Here is an 18,726-nt window from a genome sequence, read left to right on the forward strand (position 1 = left end):
ATTTTTTTTGCCCTACGGAAATAACCGTATATTTATTGTGCAGTAGTAGCTATTTTACCCTAAGATGAGGAAACTACAATTAAGTACAGTATAAACGGTGTGCCATCACCCAAAACTCGGAATATGAGAAAACATTTACTAATTCCTTTCTTTTTGCTCTTCCTTACCTCACTATTGCAAGCCACAACCGACCCTATTGTGGTAGAGCTGGAAGGCACAAGGTCAAGGCACCGCCTGTCCACAAAGGCAGAAGGCCCCTTTGCGCTGACCCTTTGCCAGTTGCAGCCCGGAGAGCAATATCAACTCTGGCTGAGCCCACAGGCACAGGAAGGAGGCGAAGTTCGTTTTCTTTCGGAAGCAGGTACACCGGAAATCACCTACAGCTTCACGGCTGCATCAGCCTGCCAAAGCATTCCGGTTACGCAGTTGGCCCCGGGAGCACTAAAGGCCCGTTTTATCCTGTCCGTTAGTTGTGAATCTTGTGAGCGCCCTCCCGGTGAAAACCGTATGGCTGGCCTGACCATAAGCCCGGGCGTGGATGCATTGACGCTCATCCAGGATGTTTTCATCGGCGGCAACTGCTTCGATGTGTCTAACGTTACCCTGATTGGCAGCCCTTCAAGCGCTGGGCAATTTGGTATGGGCGCCACCTCAGTAGGTGTAAATTCCGGCGTCATCATCTCCAGTGGTAATGTCAGTGATGCCACCGGGCCCAACAATTCCGGTAGTACCGGTAGCAATATGGGCGGAGGCAGCCACCCTGATCTTGCAGACCTGGCAGGTTCCAATACTGTATTTGACGCAACGGGTATTGAGTTCCAGTTTACTCCCACTGTTGATAATATCACCTTCAACTACGTTTTCGCTTCGGAAGAGTATTGCGAATTTGTAGATGCGGGTTACAATGACGTTTTTGGTTTTTTCATTAGCGGTCCCGGCATCAATGGCGGCTTCACCGGCAATGGTGAAAATATCGCCGTACTGCCCGGTTCAAACATTGGGGTAACTATTGACAACATCAATGATCAGGACAACACCGTATTCTTCGTGCCCAATTCCGGGAGTTGTGGAGCAGGGGTCATTAACAATGACATCGAGTTCGATGGCTTTACCAGAGTGCTCACAGCGATCGCTAATGTTCAAGAATGCGAAACCTACACCATCCGGCTTTTGGTAGGTGATGTGGGCGATGGCATCTATGACTCTGCCGTATTCCTTGAAGCCAACAGTTTCGCAGCCGGTGGTACGGCTACCGGGGAAGCCTTCTCCCCCACCACCAACAGCAATATTACCTACGAGGCCTGCTCGGATGGCTATTTCTCGCTTGATGTGGGGGGAGACCTGTCCACCACCCGTATCGTTGACCTGATCGTTTCCCCGAACAGCACAGCGACACCGGGTGTGGATTATGCCAATTTCCCATTATCTGTGACTGCTTTTCCCGGGCAATCCACCATACAGATCCCGATTGATGTTTTTGCAGACAATATCGTAGAGGGCCAGGAAACCATCATCCTTGAAATTCAGAACTCTTGCTCCTGCATTAACGGCACCATTGAACTCATCATTCAGGACAGCCCGCCCCTTGATGTGACGGTCCCTCCTGTTGAAGTCTGCCCCGGAGAGCCCGCATCGCTGGCTGCGGCAGTCAGTGGAGGCATCCCGGGTTTTAGTTACACCTGGAGCAATGCAGCCTCCAGTTCTGCGATCACCGTGACGCCCAACGAAACGACCACCTATACCGTCACCGTCACCGATCAGTGCGGCCTTACGGCAACAACAGATGCAACAGTAACCGTCAGTGGTGCATCAGAAGCTACCCTTACCGGGCAGGGGCAGTTTTGTGAAGCTCCTTTCACTGCGGAACTCCAGGTGACTTTTCAGGGGAGTGGTCCCTGGCTATTTGCCTATTCCCTGAACGGTGTCCCTCAACCAGATATCGTCGCCACGGAAAATCCACTTATCATAGAAGTCAATTCACCTGGATTTTATCAGGCAGAATATGTTGCGCCTCAGGCCTATCCTACCTGCGTGGGGCAGGCGCAGGGTTCGGCTTTTATTGAGCTGCTCGACCTCAATCCTCAGGTAGATGCGGAGCCTGTTTCCTGTACTGGTGCCACTGATGGGGAAGTCTCGATAAATGTGAGCGGTGGTGCGCCTCCATTTTATTTCAGCTGGTACGATGTAACAAATGACCAGCCACTGCCGGATGAGAGCAACACTTTAACTGATCTTGCCCCCGGCACCTACGAAGCCTACATTGTCGATGGCTTTGGGTGTGCGGATACCGTTCAGGTGGAAGTGGAAGAACCCATGCCGGTATCAGCAAGCATAGCTTCCACAGAAGGCGTGAACTGCCTGAATCCAAATGGTGGCAGTATCGATCTGGAGGTAAGCGGAGGCTCGCCAGGCTATGATTTTAACTGGAGCAACGGCGCCAGCAGTGAGGACCCCGCCAACCTTCAGGCCGGCGAATACTTTGTGACCATCACGGATGATGAAGGCTGCACCACCACAGCTTCGGCAGTGGTTGAAGAAAACTTTGACTTGCCAACAGTAGATTCCAATGTCCCGGATACCGTCACCTGCTTCCAGCCTGCCGTCACACTGAATGGCACGGGTTCGTCCACAGGCCCTGAATTTACGGCTTCCTGGTCGGGCCCCGGATTGCCTCCAACGGATGGGCTGAACGCCTTTGCACAGCAGAGTGGCGACTTCATTCTCACGATCACCAACACCGCAAATGGCTGTATTGCCTACGATACGGTGACCGTTGCAGCCGATAATGCAGCGCCCGACGTAGTGCTGTCTCCGGGTACTATCACCTGCGATGCGCCCGAAATTCAGATCAATACTAACGGCAGCAGCAGCGGCCCCGCCTTTTCCTATTCCTGGTCGGGCCCTGCAGTGGTGAACGGTGCCAACAGCCTCTCCCCCACTGTGGATGGGCCGGGCACCTACAATTTATCCATTACAAATAACGACAACGGTTGCAGTAGCAGCAGCACTGTGGAAATCACAGAGAACACCACCCTCCCTGCCATTGATGCAGGCCCGGGTACTGAACTCACCTGCGAGGAGCCGGAAGTGTCCTTATCCGCAACCGCCACAGGCAATACCGGCGATTATGTCTACACCTGGACCTCTGCCGATGGAAATATTGTCAGCGGGGGCAACACCCTATCCCCTATGGTGAACGCAGGCGGGCTCTACCAACTCCAGGTAACCGATACCCTCAATGGCTGCACAGCTACAGATACGGTTTCCATCGTGAAGGATGACAATCTGCCCGTAGCCATCATCACCGGTCCTGAAGTACTGAATTGTGACAACCCTACCCTGCAGTTCAATGCCGAGAATTCCAATCTTGGCCCGGATGGTATTTATGACTGGTCGACTCCCGATGGGAACATCCTCAGTGGAGCCACTACCCTTACACCAACCATTGATGCACCGGGCGAATACCAATTGATTATTTCAGCGCCAAGTATTGCCTGTTATGACACCGCCACTTTTTTGGTCGCCATTGATACCCTCTCGCCACAGGTCGACCTACCATCGCCAGGTATTCTGAACTGCTATAACGATAGCCTGCTGCTGCTTGGTAGCGCGGCCACCAATAGCGGCGAGAACATTCTGACCTGGAATGGCCCTGCCGGGCAAATTCCAACCGACAGCATTCCTTTGGAGCAAAACATCACCGAACCCGGGCTTTACGCCTTACAGGTTACCGACCCGGTCAATGGCTGTACCACCACAGCTGAAGTCATGGTGCAGGAGGATATCGCTATCCCACAAGCTGCTATTGCTGCACCCGAGGTGCTCGACTGCGGAACGGCCAGCATTATGCTTGACGGGTCTTCCTCCAGCAGTGGGGCTAATTTCAGCTACGCCTGGACCGCCCCTGACTCCTCCTCCGTTGGCTCCAATATCAATCAGCTGACGGGTATTGATCAGCCCGGAACCTATCAGCTACAGGTACTGAATACGGAGAACGGTTGCAGCAACACCATAACAGCGCTAGTGGAAATCGACACCATACTACCGGAAGTAGCCATTGCGCCACCGGCAACGCTGACCTGTGCAGATACAGTCATCGCCCTCTCCGGCAATGCGACAGCTAACAGCAACACCCTGATTTATGAATGGAGCACCGCCAACGGGAACCTGCTGAGCGGAGCCACCACACCGGAACTGTCCACCGATGCACCGGGCACCTATACCCTTCAGGTGACCAACACCACCAATGAATGCGTACAAAGTATCAGCGTAGATGTCGGTCAGGATGTTGAAACACCAACAGTAGATGCGGGCCCAGCTACTACGCTAAATTGTGCGGAGACCACTTATACCCTACAGGCGTCAGCCAGTGGCAATGCGCCTCTATCCTATGCCTGGACTTCACAGGATGGCAATATTGCGAATGGTGCCAACGACCTGAATGCCACTATTGATGCACCGGGCACCTACACCCTGCAAGTCATCAATGAGAATAATGGCTGCACCAACAGCAGCAGCGTTAGCATTGATGAGGACGTCGCACTGCCTGCCATCACCGTTGATGCAGACCCGCAGATAGACTGTGACAGCCCGACCGCAACCCTGGACGGCAGCAACTCCGATAGTGGCCCCAATTTGATCTATGCTTGGTCCACGCCGGATGGCAACTTCAACGAGGCAACAGATGCACCGTCCATCACTGCACTTCAGGCCGGGACCTATACGCTTCAAATTACCAATACCGACAACCTGTGCACTGTAACGGAAGCAGTGACCGTAGTGGAAAACACGGCCGTCCCTCAGGCCGATGCCGGTGCGGACGGCATTCTGAACTGCGATGTCAATAGTATCAGCGTTGGTGGCAGCAATACCAGCCAGGATGGGCCACTGGTCTATACCTGGACCCTGAACGGGGCTCCGATTGCCAGTGCAGACAGCCCGACTTTCGAGGCCAATCAGCCCGGGCTATACCAGCTTTCCGTCCTCAATACAGACAATCAGTGCGAAGCGCTGGATGAAGTCGAAGTCTCCATTGATACCATCTTGCCAACAGCAACAGCTCTGGCTCCTGATGTGCTGACTTGTACCACAACCAGCCTGCAATTAGATGCAAGTGGTTCCAGTCAGGGTAGTAGCTTCACCTATGCCTGGAGCACCCCTGACGGACAGCTGGACAGCCCCGAAGACGTGCTTAACCCAACGGTCAGCAGTGGCGGCACCTATACGCTTCTGGTTACCAACAACAGCAATGGTTGCCAACAGCAGGCTAGCATCGAGGTACAACAAGATACGCTATCGCCGGTAGCAGATGCCGGTGCCCCCCTCCGGTTAACCTGTACAGACACCCTGCTCAACCTGGATGCAACCGGCTCCAGTCAGGGCAGCTTCCTGTATAACTGGTCCGGGCCTGGATTGCCTTCCGGAACAGGTGGCCTAAATCCAGAAGTACAAGTGCCGGGGACTTATTTACTGGAAGTCATCAACATCCAAAACGGGTGCAGTGCCACCGATGAAGCCCTGGTCACCCAGGATATTACGCCACCGGCAATCGCTATTGATGCGCCCGAAATACTCGACTGCGCGCTTACTGAGCAATTGCTGGATGCCACGGGTTCAAGCCAGGGTGCTGAGTTTAGCTATACCTGGACGACGGCAAATGGCAGCATAACCGAAGGTCAGAATACCCTACAGCCCAATATTGGATCACCGGGGACCTACAACCTCCTGATCACTAATACCGACAATGGTTGCACCAGCAGCCAAAGTGTTGAAGTCGGCCAGGACATCACGCCTCCGGTAGTTGCGGCAAGCACTCCTGATACTTTAACCTGTACCACTACCAGCTTGCAACTCGACGCTAGCGGCAGTAGCAGCGGACCGGTCTTTGACTACAACTGGAGTACCAGCAATGGTACCCTTCAGAGCGGCACCAACACCCCTACTCCAGTGGTCAGCAGCGGAGGGCTTTACCTGTTAACGCTTACCAATACAGAAAACAACTGCGTCAGCACCCTTGAAGTCGGTGTAGTGCAGGATACCCTAGCTCCGGTAGCCGAAGCCGGTAGCCCACAGGAGCTCAATTGTGACTTCCCGGTGCTGTCGCTGTCCGGTGCAGGGTCGAGTACCAATGGCTTTTCCTACAACTGGAATGGCCCCGGACTGCTCAGCGGCACGAATGACCTTTCACCGGAAGTAAACCAGCCGGGTACCTACACGCTTGCCGTGACCAACGACTTCAATGGCTGTGTGTCTACGGATGCGGTGGCCATTACACAGGATACCATTACGCCAATCATTTCCATTAACGATCCCCAGGTATTGAACTGCGATCTGACCGCCCAGCAACTCCAGGCCGGCAACAGCAGCCAGGGTGCCGAATTCCAGTACACCTGGACTACACCAAGTGGCAATATTGACAGTGGCAGCCAGACCCTGCAGCCCACCATCAATGCCCCCGGCGAGTATACCCTGCTGATTGAGAATACCAGTAACGGTTGCGATGCGCTTGCCAGTATTGTTGTCGAACAAGACACCATCGCTCCCGAGGTGGCAGCCCTCACGCCCGACACCCTGACCTGTGCCGTAACCAATGTAGCAATCGATGCCAGCGCCTCCAGCAATGGCTCCGAATTTGACTACAACTGGTCCACTGCCAACGGACAGATTCTCTCGGGTGGGCAGACCAATAGCCCTACCGTGAGCAGTGGCGGCATCTATACCCTGGTATTGACCAATACCGTCAACTTCTGCAGCAGCGAGCTGACGATACCCGTTGTGCAGGACACTTTGTCGCCAGTGGCAGAGGCAGGTACCACGGCCGAACTCAACTGCGACAGCCCCAGCCTAACCCTTAGTGGTTCCGGGTCCAGCACTGGCGGTTTTAGTTACGAATGGCAGGGGCCAGGCGTGCTCAATGGTGGCGGCACCCTCAATCCTGCTGTCAACTTGCCGGGCACTTACACCCTCGTCGTCACCAACAACTTCAATCAGTGTACGGCAACCGATGCGGTGGAAATCACACAGGATGTGAACCTTCCAAGCGTAATATTCACGCCTCCCGGTACGCTGACTTGTTCCGTGGAAACCGTACTGCTCGATGCCAGCGCCAGTACACAGGGCGATAACTTCACCTTCAACTGGTCTACTTTGGATGGCAACTTTGTGGGCTCGACCAATAGCCTGTCCGTTTCCATCGATGAGCCGGGCACCTACGACCTGACCATTGAGAACATGCTCACGGGCTGCTCCAACAGCAATCAGGTGGTCGTTGATCAGGATATTATTGCCCCGGCAGCAGAAGCGGGCAACACCTTTGTGCTGGAATGTTGGGAGGACACCGCCAATCTTGACGGCTCCAATTCACAGCAGGGGCCGAATATCACCTATCAGTGGACGACAGTTGGAGGAGGGTTCACCTCTGGGGCAACGACTACTGCTCCGGTTATTAATGCACCGGGGCTGTACACCCTCTTGGTTATTAATACCGAAAATGGATGTTCTGCGCAGGATCAGGTTCTGGTAACCCAACCCGTTCCGGAGGCCAGCTTCGACCTCATCCAACCGCCTTGCTTCGGCGATCCGGGCACCATACGGTTCCCGGAGGTTACGGGTGGAACGCCACCTTATGAGTTCTCCATTGACGGAGGAGACTCTTATCAGGCGGGCAGCATTTTTGCCGATGTATCGCCCGGCAACTACGAGCTAATTGTGCGCGATGAGAACGGCTGCACCTATGAGGCCAACGCCGCCATTATTCAGCCCGACTCCACCGTCGCCATTATTGACCCTGCCGAGGCAACGATTCAATTTGGCGAAAGCTACACCATCAAGGGGCAGACCAATCTTGTACCGGATGACATTGCGGATATCTTCTGGTCTAACCCGGGTTCACTTAGTTGTGATGATTGCCTGCGCCCAACGGCCAATCCGCTGCGCACCACGGATTACCTCGTCACGGTAGTTAGCAACAACGGCTGTATAGACCAGGCACCTTTCCGCCTGTTCGTAGACCGGACTCAAACCGTTTATGTACCCAATGCCTTCTCGCCAAACGGTGATGGCACGAACGACCTGTTCTATATTTTTGCCCGAAACGGCGTCATAGAAAACATCCGGGCATTCCGGATTTACAACCGCTGGGGAGAGCCTGTATTTGAAGGCTACAACCTCTCGCCCAACAATCCGGAGCACGGTTGGGACGGCACCTTCCGGGGAGAACAGATGAACAACGCCGTTTTTGCCTGGCATGCTGAGATCGAGTTTATTGATGGTACAGTTGAGCACTTCAAGGGGGATGTACAATTGTCTCGTTAGCAGTAATGCTTAAAGCAATATAGCAGACCGAAGGCCGCTTTAGCATTGCTGGGGCGGCCTTCGTTTTGGGCAACCAGCAACAAAAAAATACCTCTGGCGTTTTATTCGTATGCGCTTCAAGGCCAAGGTTACCCCAGACGGCTAGCAACGCGTACCCTATATCATTCAAATCCAAGTAAAGCTATGATCCGGTATTCCTATATTCTAATTGTGCTTCTTTTTGCGGCACTCAGCAGCTGTACTTACACTGAAAAAGTCCGAGACGGGCAAACTGCGATTGAGGTCAAGCAATACGCTGTAGCCCTCGAACTCCTCCAAAAAGAATACGAGAAATCCAAAAGCCGCGTTGAGAAAGGGCGCATTGCTTATAAAATCGGCGAAGCTTACAAAAACCTCAATCAGAGCGACCTCGCCATCCGCTGGTACAAGATTGCCTATGATAATCAGTACGGGTGGGAATCCCTGCGCGAGTACGCCTTTGCGTTGAAACAAGCCGAGCGCTACGATGAAGCCGCCCGGGCCTTCAAAGACCTGGGCATAGAAATCGGCAGCCCCTATGAATACCGCCGGGAAATCAGCGCCTGTCAGATCGCTCAGGGCTGGAAGGACCTGCGCCCGGAGTATGAGGTGGAAGTTATGGGCTTTAACTCCAGCCGGGCGGAATATGCTCCTGTACTTTACAAGAGCAACCAGCTCGTGATCACTTCCGACCGCGCAAACAGCACTGGTGATGACACCTACAACTGGACCGGCAATGCCTTTTCCGACCTTTTCCTGGTCGACCTGGAGTCCAATACCGTTTCCGACTTCACTGGTCCACTCAATACAGAAGATAACGAAGGGACGGCCATCTTCAACAGCGACTATACTGAAGTCTACTTTACCCGTTGTTTCGGCGGTGGCAAGTGGGATGCAGACCACTGCAAGATTATGCGTTCGGAAGTAAGTGGCAACAGCTGGAGCATACCACAGCCCCTGTCCTTTATGCAAGAAGGCGTCAATTACGGCGGGCCGGCACTTTCGGAAGATGGGCAGCGCCTCTACTTCTCTGCCGATCACCCCGATGGCTGGGGCGGGCACGATCTTTACTACAGCGAGCGGCAAACGGATGGCACCTGGGGCCCTCCTCAACTCATGACGAGGGTGATCAATACCGAAGCCGACGAAATGTTCCCCTTTGTGGATAAGGACACCCTTTATTTTTCCTCCCGGGGGCATACCGGCATGGGCGGGCTCGATATTTTTAAAACCTACCAGCTGCAAAGCCGGGGCTGGGCATCCCCCTATAACCTGAAACCACCGGTCAACTCTGGCTCTGATGATTTCGGGTATATCATTGACTACAGTGCCCCTAAACAAGACGAGGATGTGCTGTATTCCGGGTATTTCACTTCCCGGCGGGAAGAAGGTATCGGGAATGATGATATTTACCGTTTCACCAAACGGAGACTGCCTCCGGAAGAGGTCGTACAGGATGAAGAGCCCCCAAAAGAAATCGAATACAAGCTACTGCTCAAAGGCTTTGTCCTGGAAAAACTCTACGAGGTACCTACTGATCCGAACAGCGTGGTGCTCGGGCGCAAGCCGTTGCCGGGTTCTACGGTTAAGATTCAGTTTGGGCCCCGTAAAGAAGAAGTGACTGTGGGGGAAGATGGCATGTTCGAGCTGGAGCTGGAAGAAGAAGCCGACTACACGTTCCTGGCGGCCAAAGAAGGCTACCTGAAAAACGACGCGGCCTTCTCCACCCGTGGTATCGGGCGTGACCCCAACAACCCTGTGCAGGAATTCGAGATTGAAATCGTGCTGGACCGCATCTTTTTGGATAAGGAAATCCGGCTCGAGAACATTTACTACGATTTCGACAAAGCCAACATCAGAGAGGATGCCCAGCCTACGCTCAACGACCTGGCCCGCAACCTGGAGCTCAACCCGGACATCCGTATTCAGCTGGGCTCACATACCGACTGCCGGGGCAGCTCCCGGTACAATCAGGACCTTGCCCAGCGCCGTGCGCAAGCCGCAGTAGATTACCTGATCTCACAGGGCATTGACCCGGGCCGGCTCGTTGCCTTTGGCTACGGGGAAAGCGAGCCCGAGGCCGATTGCATCTGCAACCGTTGTACGGAGGAGGAACATCAGATCAACCGGCGGACGACCTTTAAAATTATCGAATAATCATAACGGGGGCAGCGTAAATCGTCTGCCCCATTATTTTAAGCATTGCCCAATACGCCCCGGCCGGCCAGTCCGCTACTTCAATGCGTTGGCGGAAAATACGCTGCTGCCCCAACGCTTGCTGGTACCGGATTTTGCCCGTCACATCTACGATAGCCAACGTTAACGGTCCGGAGACTTTTAGTGCGCCTTCCAACTCAATAAAGCTGGCGGCAGGATTAGGGAACAAATGAACCTCATCGATCCATTCCAGCGCCTGTGCCTCCACCAAATTCTCTTCTTCAGTTGCGGTGCAGCCATTGGCATCCGTCACGGTAAGGGTATAGATAGCGGAAACCGGCACCTCAATAGTATCCGTATTCGCACCGGTACTCCACAGGAAGGTGTAGGGCGGCGTGCCCCCAACGCCCTGCCCCAACACGCGGAAGGGATTACTAAGCGTACTGAGCGTAACAGTAAGCAATTCCGGTTCCGGCAGTTCTATTTCAAAAGTACGCAGGCAGTTGTTATTATCAATAACATTCAGTTGGTACATCCCTCCCGGCCGGTTAGCCAAACTATCGCCGGTGAAAGGCAGCAACTGGCCTGCATATAGCCATTCGTAAGCATAGCCGGGCACACCTCCGGTTACGTCCACCGCGATGTGGCCATCCGATCCACCAAAGCACTGTACCGTATCGAAACGGACCGTATCCAGCAGCAGCGCCTCTTCCGGCTCCTCAATCTCATAGGGGCCAAAGACACGCTGACAGTCTTTTTGGTCCGTAACCGTCAAACTGTAGGTGCCAGCTGCTACTCCATTTAAATCAGTAGTCATCAGGCCATTGCTCCACGAATAGGCATAAGGCTGTACGCCTCCGGTCACATTCAGATCAATGCTCCCGGCGAGGTCTCCCTTACAAGGAACCGGATCAATATCCATGACTGTTGCCGAAATCAGTGGATGAGCATTGGTAACCATGGCGTTCACCGCATCTGTACAGCCCCGATCGTCAATAACTACTCCTGTGTAAGTTCCGGCAGGCACTCCGGTCAAGTCTGCAACCGGCTCAAAGACGATGTTGTTGCTGTTGAACCACGAGTAGAAATAAGGCGCTGTGCCTCCCGTGGTCGTAGTAAACACCCCACCGGTTGAATCGCCGAAGCAGTCCACCATGCGAATGCTGTCCCGGGTCAGGGATAAAGGCTCGGGCTGCTGCAGTGCCGTAAGAGGAGATTTTTCATTGCATCCCGTGGACAAATCCGTTACCGTCACCCGGTAGTTACCGGGGCTGAGGTTGCAAATAGATACGGTATTGGTGTCCGTCACTTCAATGTACCCATTGCTAAAGTGAAATTGATAATTGGAGGAGCCGCCAGCTACGCTCGCCACTGCACAGCCATCGCCCTGCCCGTTGCAGCTCACATCCACGGTATAAAAAGTATCCAACTCGAAAGCAGCCGTGAAGGCTTTTACCTTTACCGGCAGGGATTCCCGCTCACATCCATTGGCATCCACGACCGTAAGACTGTAGTCTGCCGGTGCAGGATCGGGAATCTGTGGCTGTTCCGCACCATTGCTCCAGTGGTACTCATACCCGGGCACGCCCCCGTTGACTACGGCCTGAAGCTCTTCGACCTGACCGCCTTCGCATATGTCCTCTGCCTCAATACCGATAGCGACATTTAGTGCGGGCGGTTGATTCAGGATAAAGGTGGTATCATAAGAGCAAGCATTTGCATCATCTACCACCAGGCGATAGGCACCGGCAGGGATATTGAAAATATCTTCTGTCTCCACATCAAGTCCTATCCAGCTATACCCGTAAGGCGGTGTCCCTCCACGGGTATCTACCTCAATAAAGCCAGTGGAATCGCCCCGGCAGGCAATAGGCCCGAAGCCTTCCAAACCAATTTCCAGGGGTTGCGGGCTAATAATGGGAATCGTATCGCTAATAAGCTCACACCCACGCCCATCTGAAATGGATACGACATAATTGCCATCGCCAATCCCAATCCGGTTGGGGCCAAGTGTCCCGTCGTTCCAGCGATACTGAATGGGCGGCAAAATAGAAGGCACACCGGGATTTTGAGTGGCGGTGACGTTGATCAGCCCATCCATCGTGTTTTCACAGGCAGGCTGTACCACGTTGATGGCGCTGCCAAACAACTGAGGGGCTTCAATCACAAAGGTGGTATCATAAAGGCACCCCTGCCCGTCTTCCACCTGCACGCTGTAGGCACCTACTGGCAAATCGTCAATTTCATTCGTTGTGGCACCGGTGCTCCAGGTGTATTGATACGGAGGTACGCCCTGTGGATTGAGTGTCACCCTTCCGGTTTCCAGCCCTTCACAAAAGGGTTGTACAACTTCAGCGGTGAAATCGGGTTCGGAAGTAGCCTCAAGCAAAACTTCCAGCGTATCTCCCGGGCAGGCATTAGCATCGGTCAGATAAGCAAAGTAGGTACCAATAGCAAGGTTGCTAAGCGTACTGTCGGCTCCGGTTTCACTCCAGGCGTAGACATAAGGCGGATTCCCACCACTCCCGCTCACGGTAATCGAGCCGTTTTTCTCCCCAACGCAGGTGGGATTATCGGTATCAATGAGTGTGAGCGCTAACGGAGAAGGCTCCTGAATCGAGTAAGCAGCACTGGCTGTACACCCCTGAAAATCGGTGACGGTCACACTGTAGCTGCCCGCGCTCAGGTTCACCCGAAGGCGCGAATCACTGCCGTCCGCCCATTCGTAGTGGTACGGGGGCGTACCTCCATTACTTCCAACCAGCAGGCGCCCGTCTTCCTGGCCTGCACACGACATATCCTGACGGAACTGCAACTCCAGCTCAAGGGGAGCCGGGGCTTCCAGCTCAAAGCTTTCCACCAGTTGGCAGTCTTTGCTATCGGTTAGGGTTAGGGTGTAAGTTCCGGCGGAAAGATTGAATGGATTAGGGAAGTTGATATTATTGCTCCACAAAAAGCTATAGGGAGGCGTCCCACCAAAAGCGGTGGCTGTGATGGCACCATCCGCAGCCGCTGCACAGCCAGGCGAAACACCATCAAAGTTCAGTTGCAGTGGTGTGGCCGCTTTGACCTCGATACTATCTATAATCGTCTGGCAATCCCCATCGGTTACAGTAACGCTGTAGAAGCCACCCGAAAGGTCCTCAAGGCAGGCAGAAGCGCCGCCATTGCTCCATTCAAAGACCGGGCTACCGGCAGATACCGTCAGGCAGATTTCCCCATCCCCGCTGCCAGGGCAACTCACGTCATTTACACTGATCTCCTGAACGGCAGCACCGGGCCCATTGACCAATACCGAACGGATGATCAGCTGACAGCCCTCGACTGAGCTATCCGTGATAGAAACCCGGTAGTTGCCCTGTGGCAAATTGCCGACCACCAGGGTATCCAAAACACCGGAAGCGCTGCCAATAATCCCATTGGCCCCTTCCCAGCTGTAGTCGTAGGGCGGTTCTCCGGAGAGGGGCACCAGCGTAATTGCCCCATCAGTACCATCGCAGGTACTGACATCCGTAACAAAGCTCCGCAATGAATCAATGCTCACAATGGTCCTTACCCGGGCACTGTCTACGCTAAAACATCCCTCCACATCAGTGATAGTGACCGGGTAGATTTGCGTTACGCCCGCCTGAAAACCTGCATCCACCTCAATGGACGTACCCGATGCCCCGTTCCCCCATTGGTAGGTATAGGGCTGATTGCCTCCACTGGCCTGAACAGACAGGGTGGCAGTCGTCTCCCGGCAAAGCACCATAGAATCCGAAGGCAGGAAAGTCAGGGCCGGGCCGGGCTTAAAATCGATTTGTACCTGGCCCTCGTCCGAACAGCCAAAATCAGCGGTCGCCTTAAAATAAAAAGTACTCCCCACCATGGAGGCAATAACCGGGTCAGCCAGCTGATTAGCAGGAGTAGCCGGGCTGCCGGTGTGGAAGGTAATATTGCTGCCTGTAAAGTTGGCATCATTGAAAATAATACTCTCCAAATTAAGGGAGTCCTCCGGGCATACCTCCGGAGTGGTTTGTTGCGAGAGATTTGGCGTAGGGTTGACCACTACGTAGACAGGAGCCCGTTGGGCAGAGATACAGGTAAGGTTGCGCTCTTCCACGTAGTAGGTGTAAACTACCGGCTCAGGCCCATTATTGACCAGCAGTTGGGTTGGCGAAAAAGTTGGTCCGAAACCTATAAAGTTGGTAGCATCAGCAGCAGGATACCAGAAAAAGAGGCTGTTGCTCAAATCTGAAGACACCCTAAGCAGGGCCGGCTGTCCTGAACAAATCGTATCGTGCCCCACCGTGGGCGGCGGCAGCAGCGAGTCATCGCCCATGCCGTTACAGTTTTCATCCAACCCATTGCAGGCGATTTCCTCTGCTCCGGGATTGATTGCAGGATTGTTGTCATTGCAATCGCCACCAGGAGCAACAAAGCCTTCGGGTGCAGTACTCAAACAGGTGAAAACCGGTTGGTTGTCATCTCCATAGCCATCGCCATCAGCATCGACGTAAAAGGTGAAGCCAGGTGCTCCAAGAAGTGTAGCGCCGTAAAACTGCAGGTTATCCAGCGCGATGTCCCCTCGGGTATTGCTGCCCTCCTGCCCCACAAAACGCAGCCGCAACGTATCTCCATCCTCAAAATCACTTAGCCCAATGTAGACTTTTTGCCAATCTGAGCCCTGAGTCCCGGAACGCGACCAAAGGGGCGTCCAGTTAAACCCACCATCTCCGGAAGCTTCCAGAGTGAGGCTGCCAATCCCCTCTCCCAACATATGGTACTGAAAGGAAAAGTGGCAGGTATCTGTGCCTTGTTTATCCAAAATAATGCAATCCGATTCCAGAATAGCAGTCTTGCCCGAACCGCAATTATTTCCGGAAGCTTCCAGATAGACGTACTGCGCAGAGCCATCCGCACCTGATTCAGGGCCCGTGCCAAAGGTTGCGGTAGGGCCCGTTGCTACCAGCCAGTCGTAATCGTTTTGTTGACTGTTCTGCCAAATGCCGGTTAGCGGGCACTCTGTATCGCATAGGGTACCGCACAAAGCTTCCGGCTCAAAACCGGTAGACAGGGTAAGGTCTGGCGGATTACAGCCCGTGGAAAAAGTAACTGGGCAGGCATTTTCTGATACGTCTCCGCCACATACCTTTCGTACGTAGAGTTCATAGTCTGTCTCTGCATTCAGCCCTGTGAGGATATAGGGCGGACAGCCGGTGTAAGAAACGAGTGTACCGCCACCTGCCGTGGCGTCACTGCCCGGCGTAAAACCAATAGGCCCATATTCAAGCAAGGTGGTCCCGCAGCTGGTTTCCGGCATCCAATTCAAAATAACAGTAGTCGTGTCAGAATCGATAAGCTCCACGGTCTCAACCGGCTGGCAATTCAATGGGGCAAAGACGAGGTTGACAAATTCGAGGCGGCCAATATCTCCTTCTGCATCATCGCAGATGATGAGCTCCCAAAGACCGTTGGGATCAGTAACACCGTCATTGAAATCATAAAGGCTGCCTTCGGGCCGGATGGTTTCAGCTGTAAACGGAGGCACAGATGCGGATACCGGCACGCAGCTGCTCATGGTGAAGCGGGCGGGCTCTGCGCAGTCCGGCGCATCCGGATTTCCGTAATTATCATCGCCGGCACCATTATCAAAAGAGAGAGGAACATCGATCCCGGCAGGTGACCGCAAAGTCATCTCAAGGTCATTAGCCCAGGTATGACGGACGATGATCTGCACTTCCTGCAAGGCTACATCCACTCCAAGGGCGGTACCCGGTGCGCCATTCACATTGACGATAATTTCATCAGGATCAGGAATCACATTGAGGCTGGGATCACAGCCACCATCTTTCAGGTTGAGCCCGATATCACAGGTATTATTATTGATCACCACACTCTGTGCAAAGAGTTGTGCACTGAGCAGGCAAAACAGGAGTAGTAGATAATTCGGCATTGGGGAGTTCATCAGCATACAGTTTACACTGGCAATTTACCCCAAAAATAGAAAGAATTCAGATGTATTAGTGGACTTCGGCCGTTTCCTCTTCTTCTGTCGGCTGTTTTTCTTTTACCGGCCCGCTTAGTTTTTTGACTAAGAATGCGAAACCCACTACAAAGTGCGCGAGAATCAAAAACAAAACGATGTAAGTGCCCCAACTTCCAGACATAAGCTTTGATTTTTTGATAAAGGTAGGCGCAAGCAGCGATTCCCGAAGTGACAAAGGTCACACCTATTTCTTACCTTTGCGGCAAATAGCAAAGCGGCAGAGCCGATAACAGAGAAAAGGCAGGGCCGCGCCCACAAAGCGCAAAGGATATGATCAACATCAATAATGTTTTTGTCAAATACGGGGACCGTACGCTGCTCGACCGGGTCAACCTGGTTATTGTGGAACGGGACAAAGTGGGCCTGGTGGGCCGTAATGGCGCCGGGAAGTCGACCCTGCTCAAGATCATCGCCGGCTACATGTCACCACACGATGGCAATGTCGACCGCCCCTCTGGCAGCACGCTGGGCTTTTTGCACCAGGAAATGAGCCTGCCGAAGGGCAAGACCGTGATGGCTGAAACCCTTACCGCTTTTGATGAAGTGCGCCGCCTGGAAAAGCAAATCGCCGACTTGAACGATGAAATGGCGACCCGTACGGATTACGAAAGTGATTCTTACATGAAGCTCCTGGAAAATTTCTCCGAAGTCAACGACCGCTTCCAACTCCTGGGCGGTCAAACCATGGAGGCGGATGCCGAGCGCGTACTCACCGGCCTGGGCTTCAAAGCTTCTGATATGGACCGCCTGACCGATGAATTCAGCGGCGGCTGGCAAATGCGGATCGAACTGGCCAAAATGCTGCTGCAGCGCCCCGACTACCTCCTGCTTGACGAACCGACCAACCACCTGGACATCGAGTCCATCATCTGGCTGGAGAAATTCCTTAAGGATTACGCTGGTGCGGTCATTGTGATTTCGCACGATAAGCAATTTCTCGACAACGTCACCCGAAGAACAGTAGAGGTCGAACTCGGCAAAGTCTACGACTACAAGGCTGCCTACAGTGAGTATGTGGACCTGCGCAAAGAGCGGCGCGAACAACAGCTGGCGGCTTATGAAAACCAACAGCGGGTCATTGCGGATAAGGAACGGACCATCAACCGGTTTATGGCGAAGGCGACCAAGACCAAGATGGCGCAGTCCATGCAAAAACAGCTCGACAAAATTGAACGCATCGAGGTCGAACAGTTCGATACCGCCGCTATGAACCTCCGCTTCCCCCCGGCACCACGGTCCGGTCAGGTGGCTCTGGAGGCCAAAAAACTGTCCAAAAGCTACGGCAGCCTGAACGTGCTCGATAAAGTGGACCTTAAGCTCGACCGCGGCGACCGGGTGGCTTTTGTGGGGCAAAACGGGCAGGGCAAGACCACCTTGGCCAAGATCATCGTCAACGAACTAACGCTGACCGGAGGGGAATTGCAACTGGGCCATAACGTTGAGATCGGCTACTACGCCCAAAATCAATCCGACAGCCTGCACGCCAAGTTAACGGTGCTGGAAACTATGGAAAACTACGCGCCCGCTGAAATGCGCACGCAGCTGCGGAGTATCCTGGGCGCCTTTATGTTCAGTGGAGAGGATGCGGATAAGAAAGTATCCGTGCTTTCAGGCGGAGAGCGCGCCCGCCTTGCCCTGGCTTGCCTGCTGCTGCGCCCTTTCAACCTGCTGGTGCTGGACGAACCGACCAACCACCTCGATATCATCTCCAAAGATGTACTCAAACAAGCCATCAAAGACTACGATGGCACCCTGATTGTCGTTTCCCACGACCGGGAATTCCTCGCAGGCCTTACAGACCGCACCCTGGAATTCCGCGACCGTAAACTGCACGAGCACCTGGGCGATGTCAACTACTTCCTGGAAAAGCGGCAGCTCGACAATATGCGGGATGTGGAAATCAGTCAGTCTTCGGGTAAACCCAAAACGGCTACCGCAGAAGCCCCGCCCAAAAAAGAGCTAAGCTACGAAGAGCGCAAGCGCCTGCAGCGCGCCATTTCCAATGCGGAAAAGAAAGTGGAAAAAATTGAGGAAGAAATCGAAGCGGTGGAGAAGGCCATGTCTAACCCGGAGTTTTACATGCAGGATGATGCGGCAGCAATCACCAAAAAGCATGCTGACCTGAAGGCTGCACTGGAAGACGCCATTGAGGTCTGGGAACTCGCCCAACTCGAGATGATGGAATACGAGTAAGCACAACAGAAAAA

5 protein-coding genes are annotated in these 18,726 nt (G+C 53.7%); 3 read left to right on the top strand and 2 right to left on the bottom strand.

Annotated features, from left to right (window positions below; translation table 11 throughout):
- The first annotated feature begins 123 nt into the window (after positions 1-123).
- Positions 124-8,313, top strand: a complete 8,190-nt coding sequence (locus MRY86_RS01185) for a choice-of-anchor L domain-containing protein (protein WP_293570956.1) — start codon at positions 124-126, stop codon at positions 8,311-8,313.
- 183 nt (positions 8,314-8,496) lie between these two features.
- Positions 8,497-10,488: an OmpA family protein gene (locus MRY86_RS01190; protein ID WP_293566221.1), complete on the top strand. Its 1,992-nt coding sequence runs from the start codon at positions 8,497-8,499 to the stop codon at positions 10,486-10,488.
- Here the strand turns inward: MRY86_RS01190 and MRY86_RS01195 are convergent.
- Both MRY86_RS01195 and MRY86_RS01200 read right to left on the bottom strand, forming a co-directional pair.
- Positions 10,478-16,438 carry a MopE-related protein gene (locus MRY86_RS01195; RefSeq protein ID WP_293566220.1) on the bottom strand — a complete coding sequence of 1,987 codons (5,961 nt, stop codon included), beginning with the start codon at positions 16,436-16,438 and terminating at the stop codon, positions 10,478-10,480. The genes MRY86_RS01190 and MRY86_RS01195 overlap by 11 nt on opposite strands.
- Positions 16,439-16,493: 55 nt before the next feature.
- Positions 16,494-16,640 (bottom strand): hypothetical protein, encoded by a 147-nt coding sequence (locus MRY86_RS01200; protein WP_293566219.1) that lies wholly within the window; start codon positions 16,638-16,640, stop codon positions 16,494-16,496.
- Between the two features lie 149 nt (positions 16,641-16,789).
- On the opposite strand from MRY86_RS01200, the gene MRY86_RS01205 reads away from it, so the two are divergent.
- A complete protein-coding gene (locus MRY86_RS01205) occupies positions 16,790-18,712 on the top strand; it encodes an ABC-F family ATP-binding cassette domain-containing protein (protein ID WP_293566218.1) in 1,923 nt (640 codons plus the stop codon).
- The last annotated feature ends 14 nt before the right edge of the window (positions 18,713-18,726 follow it).

Source organism: Phaeodactylibacter sp. (genome assembly GCF_022763345.1).
In the GTDB taxonomy this organism is placed as follows: domain Bacteria; phylum Bacteroidota; class Bacteroidia; order Chitinophagales; family Saprospiraceae; genus Phaeodactylibacter.